The 19,823-nt window shown below is 66.2% G+C and carries 19 protein-coding genes and 1 tRNA gene; 8 read left to right on the forward strand and 12 right to left on the reverse strand.

The window, feature by feature from the left end:
* The first annotated feature begins 64 nt into the window (after window positions 1-64).
* From secA to NP80_RS15435, 4 genes are all read left to right on the forward strand, one after another.
* Complete coding sequence (gene secA, locus NP80_RS15420) at window positions 65-2,863, forward strand: preprotein translocase subunit SecA (protein WP_006407635.1); 2,799 nt, start codon at window positions 65-67, stop codon at window positions 2,861-2,863.
* Between the two features lie 143 nt (window positions 2,864-3,006).
* Window positions 3,007-4,248 carry a bifunctional glutamate N-acetyltransferase/amino-acid acetyltransferase ArgJ gene (argJ, locus tag NP80_RS15425; protein ID WP_006407633.1) on the forward strand — a complete coding sequence of 414 codons (1,242 nt, stop codon included), beginning with the start codon at window positions 3,007-3,009 and terminating at the stop codon, window positions 4,246-4,248.
* A gap of 19 nt (window positions 4,249-4,267) precedes the next feature.
* Window positions 4,268-5,137: an ATP-binding protein gene (locus NP80_RS15430; protein WP_006400429.1), complete on the forward strand. Its 870-nt coding sequence runs from the start codon at window positions 4,268-4,270 to the stop codon at window positions 5,135-5,137.
* Window positions 5,134-5,595: an NUDIX domain-containing protein gene (locus tag NP80_RS15435; protein ID WP_006409614.1), complete on the forward strand. Its 462-nt coding sequence runs from the start codon at window positions 5,134-5,136 to the stop codon at window positions 5,593-5,595. Before NP80_RS15430 ends, NP80_RS15435 begins: the two co-directional genes overlap by 4 nt.
* Before the next feature lie 61 nt (window positions 5,596-5,656).
* Here NP80_RS15435 and NP80_RS15440 read toward each other — a convergent pair whose 3' ends face one another.
* From NP80_RS15440 to NP80_RS15480, 9 genes are all read right to left on the reverse strand, one after another.
* On the reverse strand, window positions 5,657-5,854 hold the full coding sequence (locus tag NP80_RS15440) for a DNA gyrase inhibitor YacG (RefSeq protein ID WP_006400427.1): 198 nt from the start codon (window positions 5,852-5,854) through the stop codon (window positions 5,657-5,659).
* A 27-nt stretch (window positions 5,855-5,881) separates the two neighbouring features.
* Window positions 5,882-6,637 carry a cell division protein ZapD gene (gene zapD / locus NP80_RS15445; protein ID WP_006400426.1) on the reverse strand — a complete coding sequence of 252 codons (756 nt, stop codon included), beginning with the start codon at window positions 6,635-6,637 and terminating at the stop codon, window positions 5,882-5,884.
* A 119-nt stretch (window positions 6,638-6,756) separates the two neighbouring features.
* A complete protein-coding gene (gene coaE / locus NP80_RS15450) occupies window positions 6,757-7,365 on the reverse strand; it encodes a dephospho-CoA kinase (protein ID WP_006407630.1) in 609 nt (202 codons plus the stop codon).
* Between the two features lie 3 nt (window positions 7,366-7,368).
* On the reverse strand, window positions 7,369-8,280 hold the full coding sequence (locus NP80_RS15455) for a prepilin peptidase (RefSeq protein ID WP_006409615.1): 912 nt from the start codon (window positions 8,278-8,280) through the stop codon (window positions 7,369-7,371).
* 45 nt (window positions 8,281-8,325) lie between these two features.
* The gene (locus NP80_RS15460; protein ID WP_045593897.1) at window positions 8,326-9,537 is read right to left on the reverse strand and encodes a type II secretion system F family protein; all 1,212 of its coding nucleotides are present in this window, start codon (window positions 9,535-9,537) and stop codon (window positions 8,326-8,328) included.
* Window positions 9,534-10,805 carry a GspE/PulE family protein gene (locus NP80_RS15465; RefSeq protein ID WP_006408715.1) on the reverse strand — a complete coding sequence of 424 codons (1,272 nt, stop codon included), beginning with the start codon at window positions 10,803-10,805 and terminating at the stop codon, window positions 9,534-9,536. The genes NP80_RS15460 and NP80_RS15465 overlap by 4 nt, the downstream gene beginning before the upstream one ends.
* A gap of 211 nt (window positions 10,806-11,016) precedes the next feature.
* Window positions 11,017-12,315, reverse strand: coding sequence for an HlyC/CorC family transporter (locus tag NP80_RS15470; protein ID WP_053297660.1), 1,299 nt, complete (start codon window positions 12,313-12,315; stop codon window positions 11,017-11,019).
* A gap of 127 nt (window positions 12,316-12,442) precedes the next feature.
* Window positions 12,443-12,519: transfer RNA gene (locus tag NP80_RS15475), tRNA-Pro, on the reverse strand.
* A gap of 169 nt (window positions 12,520-12,688) precedes the next feature.
* Complete coding sequence (locus NP80_RS15480; protein WP_006407625.1) at window positions 12,689-13,684, reverse strand: polyprenyl synthetase family protein; 996 nt, start codon at window positions 13,682-13,684, stop codon at window positions 12,689-12,691.
* A gap of 209 nt (window positions 13,685-13,893) precedes the next feature.
* On the opposite strand from NP80_RS15480, the gene rplU reads away from it, so the two are divergent.
* From rplU to proB, 4 genes are all read left to right on the forward strand, one after another.
* Entirely contained in the window at window positions 13,894-14,205 is a 312-nt protein-coding gene (gene rplU / locus NP80_RS15485) for a 50S ribosomal protein L21 (RefSeq protein ID WP_006025184.1), read from the forward strand.
* A gap of 24 nt (window positions 14,206-14,229) precedes the next feature.
* A complete protein-coding gene (rpmA, locus tag NP80_RS15490) occupies window positions 14,230-14,493 on the forward strand; it encodes a 50S ribosomal protein L27 (RefSeq protein ID WP_006400419.1) in 264 nt (87 codons plus the stop codon).
* Window positions 14,494-14,679: 186 nt separating this feature from the next.
* The gene (cgtA, locus tag NP80_RS15495) at window positions 14,680-15,789 is read left to right on the forward strand and encodes an Obg family GTPase CgtA (protein WP_006400418.1); all 1,110 of its coding nucleotides are present in this window, start codon (window positions 14,680-14,682) and stop codon (window positions 15,787-15,789) included.
* A gap of 92 nt (window positions 15,790-15,881) precedes the next feature.
* Entirely contained in the window at window positions 15,882-17,000 is a 1,119-nt protein-coding gene (gene proB, locus NP80_RS15500) for a glutamate 5-kinase (protein WP_006400417.1), read from the forward strand.
* Window positions 17,001-17,073: 73 nt separating this feature from the next.
* On the opposite strand, the gene NP80_RS15505 is transcribed toward proB, so the two are convergent.
* From NP80_RS15505 to NP80_RS15515, 3 genes are all read right to left on the reverse strand, one after another.
* Entirely contained in the window at window positions 17,074-18,396 is a 1,323-nt protein-coding gene (locus tag NP80_RS15505) for an IS4 family transposase (protein WP_006412131.1), read from the reverse strand.
* 146 nt (window positions 18,397-18,542) lie between these two features.
* Window positions 18,543-19,151 carry a CNP1-like family protein gene (locus tag NP80_RS15510; RefSeq protein ID WP_006407622.1) on the reverse strand — a complete coding sequence of 203 codons (609 nt, stop codon included), beginning with the start codon at window positions 19,149-19,151 and terminating at the stop codon, window positions 18,543-18,545.
* 13 nt (window positions 19,152-19,164) lie between these two features.
* The gene (locus NP80_RS15515; RefSeq protein WP_006400415.1) at window positions 19,165-19,812 is read right to left on the reverse strand and encodes an RNA pyrophosphohydrolase; all 648 of its coding nucleotides are present in this window, start codon (window positions 19,810-19,812) and stop codon (window positions 19,165-19,167) included.
* Window positions 19,813-19,823: the final 11 nt, after the last annotated feature.

Here is a 19,823-nt window from a genome sequence, read left to right on the forward strand (position 1 = left end):
GGCTCGGGCGTCGGGGCGCGCAACACGCGCCGGGCGCCGGTGCTGCGACGCAGGATCCGATCCGATGACAACCGGTTTTCTCCAGAAAATTTTTGGCAGCCGCAACCAGCGGCTCGTCAAGCAATACCAAAAGACCGTCGCGGCGATCAATGCGCTCGAAACGCAGATCGAGAAGCTGACGGACGACCAGTTGCGCGGCAAGACGGACGAATTCCGCCAGCGTGTCGCGGCCGGGGAGTCGCTCGACAAGCTGCTGCCCGAAGCGTTCGCGGTCTGCCGCGAGGCGAGCCGCCGCGTGCTGAAGATGCGCCACTTCGACGTGCAGCTGATCGGCGGCATGGTGCTGCACTACGGCAAGATCGCCGAAATGCGCACCGGCGAAGGCAAGACGCTGGTCGCGACGCTGCCCGTCTACCTCAATGCGCTGTCGGGCCGCGGCGTGCACGTCGTGACGGTCAACGACTATCTCGCGCAGCGCGACGCCGAATGGATGGCGCGCCTCTACAACTTCCTCGGTCTGTCGGTCGGCATCAACCTGTCCGGGATGGAGCACGACCAGAAGCAGCAGGCGTACGCGGCCGACATCACGTACGGCACGAACAACGAGTTCGGCTTCGACTACCTGCGTGACAACATGGTCTACGAGACCGGCGCACGCGTGCAGCGGGCACTGAACTTTGCAGTCGTTGACGAAGTCGACTCGATCCTGATCGACGAAGCGCGCACGCCGCTGATCATCTCCGGCCAGGCCGAGGATCACACCGAGCTGTACGTGCGGATGAACGCGCTGCCGCCGCTGCTCGAGCGCCAGATCGGCGAGGAGAAGGCCGACGGCACGGGCGTCGAGAAGCCGGGCGACTACACGCTCGACGAGAAGTCGCGCCAGGTGTTCCTGACCGAGTCGGGCCACGAAAAGGCCGAGCGCCTGCTCGCCGAGTGGGGCCTCATCGGCGAGGGCGAAAGCCTGTACGCGCCGCAGAACATCACGCTGATGCATCACGTGTACGCCGCGCTGCGCGCGCACACGCTGTTCCACAAGGATCAGCACTACGTCGTGCAGAACGGCGAAGTGGTCATCGTCGACGAATTCACGGGCCGCCTGATGGCGGGCCGCCGCTGGTCCGACGGCCTGCATCAGGCGGTCGAGGCGAAGGAGCACGTGAAGATCCAGAGCGAGAACCAGACGCTCGCGTCGATCACGTTCCAGAACTACTTCCGGATGTACGCGAAGCTCGCGGGCATGACCGGTACCGCCGATACCGAAGCATACGAATTCAACGAGATCTACGGTCTCGAGACGGTCGTGATTCCGACCAACCGTCCGCCGAAGCGGATCGACAAGCAGGACCAGATCTACAAGACGGCCAAGGAGCGCTACGACGCGGTGATCCGCGACATCCGCGACTGCTACGAGCGCGGTCAGCCGGTGCTCGTCGGCACGACGTCGATCGAGAACTCGGAGCTGCTGTCGCACCTGCTGAAGCAGGCCGGGCTGCCGCACGAAGTGCTGAACGCGAAGCAGCACGAGCGCGAAGCCGCGATCGTCGCGGAAGCCGGACGCCCGCGCGCGATCACGATTGCGACCAACATGGCCGGCCGCGGCACCGACATCGTGCTCGGCGGCAACGTCGAGAAGCAGGCCGCGTTCATCGAGGCCGACGAGTCGATTCCGGCCGACGAGAAGGCGCGCCGCATCCAGCAGCTGCATGACGAGTGGGAATCGCTGCACGAGCAGGTGAAGGCGGCCGGGGGCCTGCACATCATCGGCACCGAGCGGCACGAGTCGCGCCGGATCGACAACCAGCTGCGCGGCCGTGCGGGCCGTCAGGGCGATCCGGGCTCGTCGCGCTTCTATCTGTCGCTCGACGATCCGCTGCTGCGCATCTTCGCGGGCGACCGCGTGCGCGCGATCATGGATCGTCTGAAGATGCCCGAAGGCGAGGCGATCGAGGCCGGCATCGTCACGCGTTCGATCGAGTCCGCGCAGCGCAAGGTCGAAGCGCGCAACTTCGACATCCGCAAGCAGCTGCTCGAGTACGACGACGTCGCGAACGACCAGCGCAAGGTCATCTACCAGCAGCGCAACGAACTGCTCGAAGCGCACGACATCACCGAGACGATCACCGCGATGCGTCACAGCGTGATCGCCGACGTCGTCCGCCAGTTCGTGCCGGAAGGCAGCATCGAAGAGCAGTGGGACGTGCCCGAGCTCGAGGAAGCGCTGCGCAACGACTGGCAGCTCGATCTGGCGATTCAGGAAATGGTGAACGAGTCGTCGTCGATCACGGCGGACGAGATCCTCGACGCGGTGACGACGGCCGCCGACGAGCAGTACGAAGCGAAGGTTGCGCTGGTCGGCCGCGAATCGTTCAGCGCGTTCGAGCGCTCCGTCATGCTGCAGACGGTCGACCGCCTGTGGCGCGAGCACCTGGCGGCGCTCGACCACCTGCGTCAGGGCATCCACCTGCGCGGTTACGCGCAGAAGAATCCGAAGCAGGAATACAAGCGCGAGGCGTTCGAGCTGTTCGCAGCGATGCTCGAGGCGATCAAGCAGGAAGTCACGCGGATCGTGATGAACGTGCAGATCCAGTCGCCGGAGCAGCTCGAAGAGGCGGCCGAGCAGATCGAGGAGCGCAGCAGCCATCTCGAGAACGTCGAGTATCAGCACGCGGAGTTCGCGGAAGCCGGCGCGCCGGCGGCCGGCGGTGCGGCGGTCGCCGCGGCCGCCGCGACGGCCGACATGGTCGGCAGCGCGATGGCGCACAGCGGCCCCGGCGGCGAAATGCCGAAGGTCGGCCGCAACGACCCGTGCCCGTGCGGCAGCGGCAAGAAGTACAAGCACTGTCACGGCAAGCTGTCATGATCGGCGGCGCGGCGTGCCCTGTGCGCCGCGTCGTGTTGGCTTGACGTCAGTGATCTGAGTTGCGGCGGCGCGCGCGAGCGGCCGCCGGTTCGTCCAATCGATGCCGGCGCGCGCCGGCATTTTCCTTTCGGCAGGTGTGCCCCATGGCTGTCAATTTTCCGTCGATCGATCCCGCCCAACTGCATCCCGTCGCCGGCGTCACGCTCGGCTGGGCCGAAGCGAACATCCGCAAGCCGAATCGCAAGGACGTGCTCGTCATCTCCGTCGACGAAGGTGCGACGGTCGCCGGCGTGTTCACCGAGAACCGCTTTTGCGCGGCGCCCGTCACCGTATGCCGCGAGCATCTGGCGAAGGTGCGCGCGGGCGGCGCCGGGATCCGTGCGCTCGTCGTGAATACGGGCAACGCCAATGCGGGCACGGGCGAGCCGGGCCTTGCGAACGCGCGCGAAACCTGCGCCGAACTCGCGCGTCTGGCCGGCATCGAGCCGTCGCAGGTGTTGCCGTTCTCGACCGGCGTGATCCTCGAACCGCTGCCGATCGATCGGCTGAAGGCGGGCCTGCCGGCCGCGCTGGCGAACCGCGCTGCCGCGAACTGGTACGACGCCGCGCAGGCGATCATGACGACCGATACGCTGCCGAAGGCCGCGTCGCGCCGCGTGACGATCGACGGCCACACGGTCACGCTGACGGGCATCAGCAAGGGCGCGGGGATGATCAAGCCGAACATGGCCACGATGCTCGGCTTCCTCGCCTTCGATGCAGCGGTTGCGCAGCCGGTGCTCGACACGCTCGTGAAGGAAGTCGCCGACCGCTCGTTCAACTGCATCACGATCGACGGCGATACGTCGACGAACGACTCGTTCATGCTGATCGCGTCCGGCAAGAGCACGCTGCCGGCGATCACGTCGACCGACTCGCCGGCCTACGCGGCGCTGCGCGATGCGGTCACGGCGCTCGCGCAGACGCTGTCGCAGCTGATCGTGCGCGACGGCGAGGGCGCGACGAAGTTCATCACGGTGCAGGTCGAAGGCGGGCGCAGCGTCGCCGAGTGCCGGCAGATCGCCTATGCGATCGGCCACTCGCCGCTCGTCAAGACGGCGTTCTACGCATCGGACCCGAACCTCGGCCGGATTCTCGCGGCGATCGGCTACGCGGGCGTCGCGGATCTCGACGTCGACAAGATCGACCTGTATCTGGACGACGTCCTCGTCGCGAAGGCGGGCGGCCGCAACCCGGCCTACCGGGAAGAGGACGGCCAGCGCGTGATGAAGCAGAGCGAGATCACGATCCGCGTGCTGCTCGGCCGCGGCGACGCGCAAGCAACGATCTGGACGTGCGACCTGTCGCACGATTACGTGAGCATCAACGCGGATTACCGCTCCTGATCGGGGGCGCTCGAACGACATGGACAAGCTCGAACAATTTCTGACGCGGGCCGAAGCGCTGCTCGGCCGCCTCGAATCCATGCTGCCGCCCGCGCCGGCAGCCGTCGACTGGAACGCGGCGCACGCGTTCCGCTGGCGCAAGCGCCAGGGGCGCGGCTATCTGCAGCCGGTGCCGGCCGTGTCGACGATCACGCTCGACGATCTGCACAACATCGATCGCCAGAAAGGGCTGATCGAGCAGAACACGCGGCAGTTCGTCCAGAAGAAGCCGGCCAACAACGTGCTGCTGACGGGCGCGCGCGGCACCGGCAAGTCGTCGCTGATCAAGGCGTGCCTGAACGCGTTCGCGAAGGACGGGCTGCGCCTGATCGAAGTCGACAAGGACGATCTGCACGATCTCGGCGACATCGTCGAGCTGATCTCGCCGCGCCCCGAGCGCTTCATCGTGTTCTGCGACGACTTGTCGTTCGAGGACGGCGAGTCGGGCTACAAGGCGCTGAAGGTCGCGCTCGACGGCTCGATCGCCGCGCAATCGGACAACGTGCTGATCTACGCGACGTCGAACCGCCGCCATCTGCTGCCCGAGTACATGAGCGACAACGAGACGTACAAGCACCTGCCGGACGGCGAAATCCATCCGGGCGAGGTTGTCGAGGAAAAGATCTCGCTGTCCGAGCGTTTCGGGCTGTGGGTCAGCTTCTACCCGTTCAAGCAGGACGACTATCTCGACATCGTCGCGCACTGGCTGCGCCATTTCGGTTGCCCGGAAGCGGAAATCGAGACCGCGCGCGGCGACGCGCTCGTGTGGGCGCTCGAGCGCGGGTCGCGTTCGGGACGCGTCGCATGGCAATTCGCGCGCGACTGGTCGGGCCGCAAGGAGCAGGCATGAGCGGCGTCGATGGCGTGGCGTCCGCCGCGCACGCACCCGACGGGCGCAAGGTGACCGAAGTCGCGGTCGGCGTGATGGTGCAGTCCGACGACGCGACCGGCCGCAGCCTCTACCTGCTCGCGCAGCGGCTGCAGGGCAAGCCGTACGAAGGCTACTGGGAATTTCCGGGCGGCAAGCTCGAGGCCGGCGAGAGCGTCGAGGATGCGCTCGCGCGCGAACTGCACGAGGAACTCGGCATCGTCGTCACGGCGAGCCATCGCTGGCACACGCTCGAGCACGACTATCCGCACGCGTACGTGCGGCTGTATTTCTGCAAGGTCACGGGCTGGACGGGCGAGCCGCACAGCAAGGAAGGGCAGGCGTTCGTCTGGCAGCCGCTGCCGGTCGACGTCGCGCCGCTGCTGCCCGCGGCGCTGCCGGTGCTGGCACTGCTCGAGCAGGAGGCGGCGTCACGCTGACGTCGCCGCGGCCGGCCCGTGCGGCCGGTCGCTTCGCATACCGGGCGGCGTCGCGCGCCGCTCAGTTGTCGCGGCGTTCGTCCGTGCCGTCCTCATCGGACAGCGGCGCATCGTCCGAGCCGCCGATCCGGTACTTTTCGGACGCCCATGCACCGAGGTCGAGCTGTTTGCAGCGGGCCGAACAAAACGGACGGAATTGATTCTCGGGCGTCCAGCGCACCGCTACGCCGCACGATGGACATTTGACAACGGTAACCATACGAAAAAACGATCCGGCACGCGGCCGTTACAGATTGCACAAGGTCAGCTGGAACGGCACGTCGATGTCGACCGCGCGCGGCCGCACGTCGCCGTCCTGCATCGTGAACCGCACCCAGAGCATGTACTTGTTCGCGCTCGCTTCCGGTATCACGTGCAGTTCGCGCGGCACACGCACCTGCATCAGCTGATAGCTGCGGCCGGACAGCATCTGCTGATAGCTGCCCTGCATCGCCATCACTTTCGACGCCTGACCCGATTCGCGCGCGAGCCGCAGCACGATCGTCGCCGCGTCGCGCAGCGGCAGCAAAGGCATGATCCACTTCGCGATGTCCTGGCGCCGCTGCTCGGCGGGCCATTGCTGCCACGCGTAGTACGACGGCAGGTCGAACTTGCAGGTGCCGCCGGGGATCACCGCGCGGCTGCGAATGCTCGCGAGCCATTCGTTGTCGACCAGATGCTGACCCGTCTTGCCCTGCATTTGCGCGAGATTGGCGAGCGTCTGCTCGATCTCGCCGAGCACGGCTTCGAGCGCGTTCTGTTCGATGCCGGGATTGCCGCGAAACGGCGCGAGCGTCTGGCGCTGACGTTCGAGCTCCTTCATCAGATCCGATTTCAGGTCCGCGCGGCCCGTCACCTCGGCGATTTCGAACAGCGTCGTCAGCGCGACGTGATGTTCCCGCGGGTCCTCTTGAGCCAAAAAGAACGCGAAGCGCTCGAACAAGTCTTCGAGGCGCAGCAGCGTGCGAATTCGCTCATTGAACGGATACTCGTAAAGAATCAAGCGCGCTCGCCTCTCGGATAGGGATGGAAACAATGCAGGACATTCTAATGCTCACACTCTACCCTAGCAACGCGCCAATTTCGTACGCCATCACGAGTGCGCGCGCGTTCAACGCATCGTTAGCGCATCGTTGCCGCGTGCTGCAGATAGCGTTGGTGCAGTGCATCGACCTGCGCGGCGAGTGCCGCCGGCGTCGCCGCGTCGTTGACGATCACGTCGTCGGCCGCGGCAAGACGCGCCTCGCGCGTCGCCTGCCGCGCGATGATCGCTTCGACCTGCTCGCGCGTGAAATCGTTGCGCCGCATCACGCGCGCAATCTGGGTCTCGACCGGACAGTCGACGACGAGTATCCGGTCGGCACGCGCCTTCCAGTTGCCCGATTCGACGAGCAGCGGCACGACGTATATCACGTACGCGCCTTGCGCTTCGCGCGCTTCGCGATCGGTTTCCGCGCGGATCAGCGGGTGCGTGATCGCTTCGAGGCGGCGGCGCGCAGCGTCGTCGCTGAAGACGAGCGCGCGCATCTTCGCGCGATCGAGCGAGCCGTCGGCGGCGACGAAATCCGGCCCGAACGTACGCTCGATCTCGCGCATCGCGAGACCGCCCGGCGCGGTAATACGGTGCGCGATCACGTCGGTATCGACGATCGACGCGCCGCGCGCGGCAAACAGATCGGCGACGGTCGTCTTGCCGCTGCCGATACCGCCGGTGAGTCCCACTGAAAACATGTGTCAGCCTCCGAGCGCGGAATAAAAAGGGGTGCCGAAAAACAGCGTAGCCGCCCCGCCGGCCGCAAGGAACGGGCCGAACGGAATCGGCTCCTCGAAACGCATGCGGCCGCGCCAGGTCGCGACGAGCCCGACGAGCGCGCCCGTCACGGCTGCGAACAGCACGACCTGCGGCAGCGCGGCCCAGCCGAGCCACGCGCCGAGCGCCGCGAGCAGTTTCAGGTCGCCGAAGCCGATGCCCTCGATGCCGCGCAGCCATTTGAACAGCCAGTAGACCGACCACAGGAACAGATAGCCGGCCATCGCGCCGATCACCGCCGAACGCAGCGACGCGAACGTGCCGCCGAGATTCAGCACGAGGCCGGCCCACAAGAGCGGCAGCGTCATCGAGTCGGGCAGGTAGCCGGTGCGCATGTCGATCGCGCTCATCGCGAGCAGCGCCGCGCACAGGCCGAACGCGGCCAGCGCGGTGCCCGTCATCCCGAAGGCCGCGAGCGAGCCGGCCGCGAGCAGGCCGCCGGCCAGCTCGACGAGCGGATAGCGCGCGCCGATCGGACGGCTGCACTGCCTGCAGCGCCCGCGCAGCAGCAGATAGCTGACGAGCGGGATGTTTTCCCACGCGCGCAGCACGTGGCCGCAATGCGGGCAGGCGCTGCGCGGACGGCAGAGGTCGTAGCGCAGCGGATAGCCGTCGTCGGGTGCGGCCGCCGCATTGCCGGTTGCGTCGGCAATCTCGCGCTGCCACGCGCGCTGCATCATCACCGGTAACCGGTGCACGACCACGTTGACGAAGCTGCCGACGCACAGGCCGAGCACGACCGCGAACACATACTGCGCGGCAGGCGGCAGCATCGCCAGGGCGAGCAGCGTGCTCTCGGGCGCAGAAGAGGCGGCGTACAGGGGCGCGGGCGTCATGATGCTGAGGGGTTCCGACAAAAAGGGCGACAGTGCGCTGCGATGCTACACCACGTTGCCGAGCTGAAGGATCGGCAGATACATCGCGATTACGAGCCCGCCGACGAGCGCGCCGAGCACGATCACGATCAGCGGTTCGCCGAGTGCGGCCAGCGTGTCGATACGTGCGTCGAGCTGATGTTCGGACAACGTCGCGATGTCCGCGAGCATCGTGTCGAGCGCGCCGGTTTCTTCGGCGACGGCGATCGGCTGCACGATGTCGTCCGGGAAGCAGTCGCTCGTCTGCATCGCGTCGGCCAGGCGTGCGCCGCGCAGCACGCGCGCGGCGATCTGCGTGCTCGCCCGTTCGAACACGGGGTGGCCGGCCGTTCGTTCGAGCGTCGCGAACGCGTCGGCGAGCGGCACGCCGGCGCCGAGCAGCGTCGCGAGCGAGCGGCACCAGCGCGCGGCCGCGTATCGCGTCAGCGTGTCGCCGATGAGCGGCGCGCGCAACGCCTGCCGCGCGAGCGCGTATCGCAGCGTCAGCGAGCGCCGCAACGCGTATTGCGTGGCGAGCGCAGTTGCGGCGGCGCCGGCGGCCAATGCGCCGCCCGATGCCGACAGCGCGGACGAGAGCGCGAGCAGCGCACGGGTCGGCGCCGGCAGCGCGGTGCCGAAACCGTCGAAGATCTGCCGGAAGGTCGGCACGACCCACACCATCAGCGCGGCCGCAATCGCGAGTGCGAACAGGATCACGACGGCCGGATAGGCGAGCGCCGTGCGCAGCTTGCGCCATTGCGCGTCCGCACGTTCGCGATGCTCGGCGATGCGCATCAGGACCGTGCCGAGTGCGCCCGACGCTTCGCCGACCTCGATCAGTTGCCGATACAGCGTGCCGAACTGCGACGGGTACAGCGCGAGCGCGGCCGCGAAGCGCTGCCCGTCGACGATCTCGCGCGCCAGGCCGGCGGCGATGCGCGGCAGGCCGCCGTGCGTGCGCGTGCGCGACAGCATGTCGAGCGCCGGCGCGAGCGGCAGGCCGGCCTGCAGCAGGCTCGCGAGCTGACGGGTGAAGCGCGTGACGTCGCGGGCACGCGCCGTCGGCGGCCTTGCCGGCCCGCGCGCGGCGAGCGACAGCACGGCGATGCCGTCGCGCGCGAGCCCGGCGCGCGCAGCGGCGGCGTCGAACGCGATGACGGTGCCGCTGCGCGGCGTGCCGTCGCGGCGACGGCCGCGCCAGGCGAAGCGCATCTCGCGGGGCGGCGTGCGCACGGTCATGCGTTCGGCGTGGCGGCGAGCGCTTCCGCGACGCTCGTCGTGCCATCTCGAACGCGCGCGAGCGCCGCGTCGCGCAAGCTGCGAACACCTTCCGCCGCCGCGCATCGCGCGAGTTCGCCGACGCTCGCACGCGCGACGATACGTTCGGCGAGCCGCGACGACACCGGCATCGTCTGATGCAGGCCGATGCGGCCGCGATAACCGATGCCGTGGCATGCGGCGCAGCCGCGCGCGACGAACGGGCGCCATCCGGATTCGAGCGCGGGCGCGTCGCAGCCCGCGTCGCGCAGCAGCGCGGCCGGCGCGTCCGACGGCACGCGGCAGCCGACGCACAGCCGCCTGACGAGCCGTTGCGCCGTGACGAGGCGCAGCGCGGCCGCGAGGTTGTACGGCGCAACGCCGATGTCGAGGAGCCGCGCGATCGCGGCCGGCGCGTCGTTCGTATGCAGCGTCGACAGCACGAGATGGCCGGTCTGCGCGGCCTTGATCGCGACGTCGGCCGTTTCGGCATCGCGGATCTCGCCGACCATGATGACGTCCGGATCCTGCCGCAGCAGTGCGCGCAGCGCGGTCGCGAACGTGAGGCCGGCTTTTTCCGCGACGCCGACCTGGTTGATGCCATCGAGCTGGATTTCGGCGGGGTCTTCTACCGTGCAGACGTTGTGGGCATCGCGATCGAGCATCTGCAGCGCGCAGTACAGCGACAGCGTCTTGCCGCTGCCCGTCGGGCCCGTGACGAGCACGAGGCCGTGCGGTGCGCGGATCGCCGCTTCCATCGCGCGTGCCTGCTGCGCATCGAAGCCGAGCGCGGCGAGCGTGAGATCGGGCGGCAGCGTTTCGAGTCGGCGCAGCACGAGCTTTTCGCCGAACAGCGTCGGCAGCGAGCTCACGCGGTAGTCGCCGCGCGTGCCGCCGCCGAGCGCGATCCGCAGCCGGCCGTCCTGCGGAAGCCGACGCTCGGCGATGTCCATGCGCGCGAGCACCTTGATGCGCGTGACAAGCGCGTCGCGCAGGTGAACGGGCGGCCGCCCATGCTCGTGCAGCACGCCGTCGATGCGCAGCCGGATGCGCCAGCCGCCTTCGAACGGCTCGATGTGAATGTCGGAGGCATCGCGTGCATGCGCCGCATGCAGCGTGTCGGTGAGCAGGCGCACCGCAGGCGCATCGTCGAGCTGCGCCGCATCGAGCGAGCGGGGCACAGCGGCCGCGGCCGCTGCGTCGGAGGGCGCAGGCGCACGCGGCGCCGTGCGGGAAGCGGGAAAGTTCATGTGAGCCGGCGCGTCGGCCGCCGTTGATCGTGACGCGTACAGGATCGCGCGGCACGGCAGGCACCGGTAGTCGGCCGTTCGGTCAGGCGCGGCCGCGCCCGTGACGGGCGTTCGGCGTTAGCGGGGAGCTTGGCGTGACGGTGAAACCGTTCTTCCCGCGCGTCGCAGCGGCGCGCGACACGGACGCGCTGCGCGAACGGACGCAAATGCGCTAGCGACGGGCGCCGCCCTTCGCGCGCGATCCGGCACCGCGCGGCCGGAACAGCTTCACCGTGCGCACCGCCTGATCGTCGCTGCGCATCACTTCGAGCATCACGTCGCCGATCTTCAGGCAGACGTCGTCTTCCGGAATTTCCTCGAGGATTTCGAGAATCAGGCCGTTGAGCGTCTTCGGGCCGTCGGTCGGTAGCTTCAGATGCAGCCAGCGATTCAGCTCGCGCAGCGGCATGCTGGCCGCGACGATGCATTCGCCGTTTTCATCCCAGCCGCCCGCGCGCTCGCTGCGCGGCATCGACGTCGTGAACTCGCCGATCAGTTCCTCGATGATGTCTTCCGGCGTGACGAGACCTTCGAGTTCGCCGTATTCGTTGACGACGAGCGCGGTGCGCTGCCGGCTTTCCTGGAAATACTGCAGCTGCTGGACGACCGGCGTGCCCGACGGCACGTAGTACGGTTCCGCGAGCAGTTCGCGCAGCGTTTCGCGATCGAAATCCTGGTTGTGCAGCGCGGTCAGCGTCTTGCGTACGTGCAGCACGCCGAGCACCTTGTCGATATCGCCCTCGTAGACGACCAGCCGGTTGTGATAGCAGGTCTCGAGCTGATGCAGGATGTCGTCGAGCGGCGCATGGAAGTTGAGCGACTCGATCTGGCGGCGCGGCACCATCACGTCGTCGACGGTGATGTTTTCGAGATCGAACAGGTTGAGCAGGATGCTGCGGTGCTTGGTCGGCATGAAGCTGCTCGATTCGAGCACGATCGCACGCAGTTCGTCGGCCGACATCCGCTGATCGCGACCTTTCTTCGTATTGATGCGCAGCGCCCACAGCACACCGTTCGCGAGCGCGTTGACGAACCAGACGACCGGCTTGAACACGCGCATCAGCGGCGCGATCACGAGGCTCGCGGGCAGCGCGATGCGCTCCGGGAAGGTCGCGCCGACGATCTTCGGCGCGATCTCCGCGAACACGATGATCAGGAACGCGACGATGCCGGTCGCGATCGACAGCGCGAGATTGTTACGGCCGAAGGTATGAAGCGCGATCGACGTCGTGAGGACGGGGATGATCGTGTTGAACAGGTTGTTGCCGATCAGGATCACGCTGAGCAGCAGGTCGGTGCGCGTGAGCAGGCCTTGCGTCGCTTTCGCGCCGAGCGCGCCCTGGCCGACGAGATGCTTCAGCCGATGGCGGTTGAGCGCCATCATGGCGGTTTCGGAGATGGAAAAGAAGCTGGAACAGAGGAGAAGCAGGAAGACGGCGCCGATTTGCGCCCATAAGGGAATTTGGTCCACGCGTGGAAAGGGCTGTGAAGGACAGGGATGGAGCGAATATAGCAGAGGCGGCCGTAACGCTGCGGCGAGGGCGCCGCGCATACGGACGAAAAAAAACCGTGCACGTGGTGCACGGTTTTTACAAATCTGGTCGGGGTGAGAGGATTCGAACCTCCGGCCTCTACGTCCCGAACGTAGCGCTCTACCAGGCTAAGCTACACCCCGATTTGGACTCTTCCGATTTCGCCGTCTTCTTCAAGACAGCTGCGTCGTCGAGCAAGAACATAACTATATCAGCGCTTTTTCGAAAATGGAATACCTTGGGAAAGAAAATTTTCGAAGCGCCTGATCGGCGCGGCCATGGCGTCCTGCCGCCGCGCCTACTGCCGCGCCCTTACGACTGCCGAGACGTCGAATACGAGCACAGCGCGAGCAGGCTTTCCTTGTATGTCGAATCGGGAAACGCGGTAATCGCCGCTGCGGCCGCCAGCGCTTCCTGGCGTGCGCATTCGAGCGTGTGATCGAGCGCGCCGGAGCGCGTGATCGCATCGAAAATGGTGTCGAACCGATCGGTGCCGCCCTGTTCGATCGCTTCGCGCGCGAGCGCCGCCTGTTCGGGCGTACCGCGCTCGATCAGATAGATCAGCGGCAGCGTCGGCTTGCCTTCGCGCAGATCGTCGCCGGCGTTTTTGCCCATCGCTTCGGCCGTGCCCGCGTAATCGAGCCAGTCGTCCATGATCTGGAACGCGGTGCCGATCCGGCGGCCGTATTCGGCGGCCGCGGCCTCGGTCGGTGCGTCGGCGCCAGCGAGCACTGCGCCCAGACGGGCCGATGCTTCGAACAGCTTGGCCGTCTTGTAGCGGATCACCTGCATGTAGCGCGTTTCGTCGACGTCCGCATCGTGCATGTTCAGAAGCTGCAGCACTTCGCCTTCGGAAATGATCGTCGTCGCCTCGGACAGGATATCCATCACGCGCATCTTGCCGACGCCGACCATCATCTCGAACGAGCGCGAATAGAGGTAGTCGCCCACCAGCACGCTCGCCGCATTGCCGAACAGCGCGTTGGCCGTCTCGCGGCCGCGTCGCAGCTCCGATTCGTCGACGACGTCGTCGTGCAGCAGCGTCGCCGTGTGGATGAACTCGACGACGGCGGCCAGCACGTGCCGCTGATGCGACGTTTCGCCGAGCGCGCCGGCCACGAGCAGCAGCAGTGCCGGGCGCAGCCGCTTGCCGCCCGCGCCGATGATGTACTCGGCGATCTGGTTGATCAGCAGCACGTCGGACGCGAGGCTTTGCCGGATAACGCGATTCACCTGCTCCATGTCGCTGGCGATCGGGGCGAGCAGGTGGGCGGCGCTGAGGGAGGGGGAGGCGGTGGACGACGACATGATGATGGAATTGGGTGATGCCGCGGATTATAAGGCGAATCGGCAATATTCCGGTCTGTCGCACGTTGCGCGCCCGCGATTTTGGCCGTCCGGCCGAGGCCCGCGCGCGGCAATCGTCGATCGGCTTTGACTTCGATGCTAACTCTCTGTATAATCACGCCTTTTCCGCGCGTGGTGTGCGGAAAAATGGATCCAGAGTGAGGTTCTCAATGTACGCGGTCATAAAAACCGGCGGCAAGCAGTACAAGGTTGCCGTTGGCGAAAAACTGAAAGTAGAACAGATACCGGCTGACATTGACGCTGAAATCACGCTCGACCAGGTTCTCGCAGTGGGCGAAGGCGAATCGATTAAGTTCGGTACGCCGCTGGTCAGTGGGGCTTCCGTCAAGGCCACCGTCGTGTCGCACGGTCGTCACGCCAAGGTCACCATCTTCAAGATGCGTCGCCGGAAGCACTACCAAAAGCACGGCGGCCACCGCCAGAACTACACTGAGCTGCGCATCGACGCGATCAACGCGTAAGCGCCTCGGTAAAGGAGCAATCAGATGGCACACAAAAAGGCAGGCGGCTCGTCCCGTAACGGCCGCGACTCCGAGTCGAAACGTCTCGGCGTGAAAGTGTATGGCGGCCAGGCGATCAACGCCGGCGGCATCATCGTGCGTCAGCGCGGCACGCGCATGCACGCAGGCGAGAACGTCGGCATGGGCAAGGATCACACCCTGTTCGCGCTGGTCGACGGTCACGTGAAGTTCGCGACGAAGGGCGCGGACAAGAAGCATACGGTCATCGTCGTCCCGGCAGCTGCCTGAGTTCAGGCATCACGGGCTTCGTAGCCGAAAGGCCCCGCAGTCTTCGCGGGGCCTTTTTTATTGGCCGCCGCGCGCAGGTGCGCGCCGGCGGCCGTCGCAAAAACCGGCGCACCATTGGCCGAACGGCCGATTGTTCAAGCGCGCCGGCGCGCGGCACAATAGCGGAAATACTGGGCGGAGTAACGAATGAAGTTCATTGACGAAGCGCGAATCGAAGTCATTGCCGGCGATGGAGGCGATGGCAGCGCGTCGATGCGCCGCGAAAAATTCGTTCCGTTCGGCGGGCCGGACGGCGGCGACGGTGGCCGGGGCGGCAGCGTCTACGCAATCGCCGACCGCAACATCAACACGCTGATCGACTACCGATACGCGAAAAAGCACCTGGCGCGCAACGGCGAAAACGGCCGCGGGTCCGATTGCTACGGCAAGGGCGGCGACGACATCACGCTGCGCATGCCGGTCGGCACGGTGATCACCGACATGGACACCGGCGAGCTGATCGCCGATCTGACGGAGCACGACCAGCAGGTGCTGCTCGCGAAAGGCGGCGCCGGCGGCCTCGGCAACCTGCATTTCAAGTCGAGCACGAACCGCGCGCCGCGGCAGAAGACCGACGGCAAACCGGGCGAGCGGCGCATGCTGAAGCTCGAGCTGAAGGTGCTTGCCGACGTCGGCCTGCTCGGCATGCCGAATGCGGGCAAGTCGACGTTCATCTCGTCGGTGTCGAACGCGAAGCCGAAGATCGCCGATTACCCGTTTACGACGCTCGCGCCGAATCTCGGCGTCGTGCGCGTGGGCCCGAGCAAGAGCTTCGTGATCGCCGACATCCCGGGGCTGATCGAGGGCGCGGCCGAAGGCGCGGGCCTCGGTCATCAGTTCCTGCGGCACCTGCAGCGCACCGGTCTGCTGCTGCATCTCGTCGACATCGCGCCGTTCGACGAAGGCGTCGATCCGGTCGCCGAAGCGACGGCGATCGTCGGCGAGCTGCGCAAGTACGACGAGGCGCTCTACGAGAAGCCGCGCTGGCTCGTGCTGAACAAGCTCGACATGGTGCCCGAGGACGAGCGTGCGGCACGCGTCGCCGATTTTCTCGAGCGCTTCGACTGGCACGGCCCCGTGTTCGAGATTTCCGCTTTGACGGGGCAGGGCTGCGAAGCGCTGTGCTACGCGATCTACGACTATCTGGCCGAGCATTCGGACGCGCATCGCGCGGCGGAGGCGGAAGATCTGGCGGCAGACGTGCGCTTCCGCGATGCGCCGCCGGCCGCCAATGCTGCGCCGGGCGACGACGCCTGAGCGTACCCGTCACGCGCCGGTCTGCGTCGGTCCGGCGCCGGAATTGAATCGCGCCCGGCCGGGCAGGCTTCAGATACAGGAGACAGCGCACGATGCGTTCGATCATCGCGGATTCGAAGCGATTGGTAGTGAAAGTAGGCTCCAGCCTCGTGACGAACGACGGCAAGGGGCTCGATCATGCGGCAATCGGCCGCTGGGCTGCGCAGATCGCAGCGCTGCGCGCGCAGGGCAAGGAAGTCGTGCTCGTCAGTTCGGGCGCGATTGCCGAAGGCATGCAGCGGCTCGGCTGGAGCAAGCGGCCGCGCGAGATCGACGAGCTACAGGCCGCGGCCGCGGTCGGCCAGATGGGGCTTGCGCAGGTCTATGAGAGCCGCTTCACCGAGCACGGGATTCGCACTGCGCAGATCCTGCTCACGCATGCGGATCTCGCCGATCGCGAGCGCTACCTGAACGCACGTTCGACGCTGCTGACGCTGCTGCGTCTCGGCGTGGTGCCGATCATCAACGAGAACGACACGGTCGTCACCGACGAAATCAAGTTCGGCGACAACGATACGCTGGGCGCGCTCGTCGCGAACCTGATCGAAGGCGACGCGCTGATCATCCTGACCGACCAGTCGGGGCTGTTCACTGCGGATCCGCGCAAGGATCCGGCGGCGACGCTCGTCGCCGAGGCGAATGCGGGCGCGCCGGAGCTCGAGGCGATGGCGGGCGGCGCCGGCTCGAGCCTCGGCCGCGGCGGCATGCTGACGAAGATTCTCGCGGCGAAGCGCGCGGCGCACAGCGGCGCCAACACGGTGATCGCGAGCGGCCGCGAGCCGGACGTGCTCGTGCGTCTGGCCGGTGGCGAGGCGATCGGCACGCAGCTGATCGCGCGCACGGCGCGGATGGCCGCGCGCAAGCAATGGATGGCCGACCACCTGCAGGTGCGCGGGCACGTCGTGATCGACGCCGGCGCGGTCGAGAAGCTGACGGCCGGCGGCAAGAGCCTGCTGCCGATCGGCGTGACGGACGTGCAGGGCGCGTTCGCGCGCGGCGAGGTCATCGCATGCGTCGGCCCGGACGGGCGCGAAGTCGCGCGCGGCCTGACGAACTACAGCAGCGCCGAGACCAAGCTGATCCACCGCAAGCCGAGCGGCGAAATCGAAAGCGTGCTCGGCTACATGCTCGAGCCCGAGCTGATCCATCGCGACAATCTGGTGCTCGTCTGAACGCAGCGCGGGCAGTCGCGCCATGCGTTATCGCGGCCGAAATGAAAAAGCCCGCTCGATGCGGTAATGCCGTTCAGTTAAGGTTCTTTCTGAGGAACCGGACGGCATAACGAGCAGGACGGGACTTGACGGCCCGATCGCATTTGCGATCGGGCCGTTTTACATTGATGAGCAGCTTGAGGTGTTCGCGAAGTCGCTTGAGCACGGCGGGCAGCTTGGCGTAGGCAGGCGTGCGTGCAGCCCACATCATCTCGTGCTGGATGAGATGGAACGAGCGAACGAAGCTCAGTTCGGTCGGTTCGCACTTGGCCTCGAAGGCGGCGCAAGCCATTTCGCGGCGAATCAGGTTGTAAGCGATCAGCGCACCCCAGATCTCTTGGTAGATGCCGTCGACGGTTCGGCTACGTAGAGTCAGTTCGCTACCGAGCATGGACTGCTTCAGTTCGCGATAGCTGGTCTCGATCTGCCAGCGCCGCTCGTAGCAAGCAACCAGATCGGCCAACTTGAAGCGGCGCCGATCGGTCAATGACGTCAGTAGTACACGTTCCCGCCCCTGTGCATCTTGAATGCGCACTGCACGCGCCGTCCACCACTCCGGCAGATCGGGGCATTTCTGCCGAGCCTGAGGCGAGACGCGCATGCGCACCAATGCATCGTCCGGTTTGCCCGACAGTACCTCCCAACGCGTATTGGACTTTGCCGGAATCAGGAAGTGGCGATTGCGTTCGCCCGAGCTCAGGCCGCACAGGATCTCGGCTGCCAGGAAGCCTTTGTCGAAGACCGTGAGCGAATGGTCGGGAATCTGCTCCAGCAGATTCTTGGCGTAGATCATCTCGTTGGTGTCGTAGCGGCCAAACGCGATGTTTGCTACCAGATGCGTCGGGATCGAGGTCAGCGTGACGGCCCGCACCTGCGGGTAGCTGGCCACCTTGCCGCTCGCGTAGCTTTGGGACCCGAAATGTTCCCGATTCGCGGCACTGTCCGGCGTGCGTAGCGTGGTGCCATCCATGGCCCACAAGCTAAGCCCTTTGAAGGCATGGCGCGCACCATCCTGCTTGCACCATGCCTGCGCGGTTTGCTCGAACAGCCAAGCTATCGGGGCGTGGCCTAAGCGCTGCCGGGCCTGGGTGACGGCGCTCTTGCTGACGAACGTGGTCTCGTTGGGCAGCACCAGTTCCAGACTGTCCACCACTTCGCTGACTGACCAATGACGATAGATCGCCAGCGCGATCACCAGCCAGACCACCTGTTCAGCCGGCAAGCGACGGCGACGAATGCTCGCCGTGCCTGTCGCTTCGATGGCCTGTTCGATCCATGCATGGGGAAGATGCTCCGCCAACCGGCTCAGGTCGGTAGGTTCGGCATCGAGCATGAAGGTCAGGTGGTCGGTCAGCATCGCGCCAAAAGTTAACATCTCAGCGCAGCGTTTACAACCACTCCTTCCCCAAAACAAAAATGCCGTTCAGTTGCTTAACTGAACGGCATTACGCTCGATGCGGGCTTTTTGCCGAATGCCGCCGACACTGCCGGGGCCGCGTACGATCAGCGCAGCTGGCTCATCGCGGTGCGATGAAAGCGGATGTTCTCGACGATCTGCTGCGCGGAGCCTTGCGGCATCTTGTTCGCGCACAGGTAGTCCTGATAGAGCGCCGCGTGATACGCGTTCAGCTCGCCGTTCTCGATGCGCCGCCAGTCGTTCTCGACCGTGCGGTCCCAGCCGTCGTGATCCGAATTCAGCCCCGCGTACTGGCGCCATTCGTACGTATCGCAGCGGATCCCTTCGTAATTCACGTTGCGCGCGCCGGCCGGGCTCGTGACGACGACCGTGTAACGCACGACGCCGTCGCTGCCGACCGTCAGCGATTTCGCGTCGACGAAGAACTTCAGCGGCGTGTTCTGCGACACGTTGAACGGCAGCAGGTCGGCCGTTTGCGGGAGCGCCGGCAGCGTGTCGACCGGGTTTTCCTTCCAGTTCCCCTGGCGGTCCAGCAGATACACGAACGCGCTGTCGTCCTTGTTGGTCGGCGTTTTCGAATTCGCGCAGCCGGCCAGTGCGGCGGCTGCGGCGATCGACGCGAGCGCGAGAGCAATCGCTTTCAATATGCATTCCTCGTAAAAAAAGGGCGCGACACCAAGGTCGCGCCCGGTCATGCAGTCCGACTCGTCATTTGCCGACGATCACGCGGGGCGGCATCTCGTCGAGCGTGCTCGCCTCCACTTCGACCTCGGAACAGACGACCGATGTGTCGACAATCGTCAGCGTCTCGGTGGGTTGCGCGGCGATCACGCGCGGATAGCGCGGCAGACGCGGCCCACGGGGCTTGTCGGCTCGCTGCGCCGGGCGGCGCAGGAAGCGCGACAGTTCCGTCAGCGCCAACTGATAGACATCCCGCTTGAACTCGATTACCGCATCGAGCGGCACCCAGTACTCGTTCCACCGCCACGCATCGAACTCCGGGTGATCGGTCGCGCGCAAGCAAATGTCGCAGTCGCGTCCGAGCATCCGCAGCAGGAACCAGATCTGTTTCTGGCCGCGGTAATGACCGCGTACTTCGCGTTTGATGAACTTGTCAGGCACCTCGTAACGCAACCAGTCGCGAGTGCGGCCGATTATCTTGACGTGTTCCGGCAGCAGGCCCGTTTCCTCGTGCAGTTCCCGGTACATCGCCTGCATGGGGGTCTCGCCGTACTTGATCCCGCCTTGAGGAAACTGCCAGGAGTGCTCGCGGAGCCGTTTGCCCCAAAACACCTCGTTGCGCGCGTTCAAGAGGATGATGCCGACGTTCGGGCGAAAGCCTTCACGATCCAGCATACAACCACCTT

Origin of the sequence: Burkholderia multivorans ATCC BAA-247 (assembly GCF_000959525.1) — a bacterium.
GTDB lineage: Bacteria > Pseudomonadota > Gammaproteobacteria > Burkholderiales > Burkholderiaceae > Burkholderia > Burkholderia multivorans.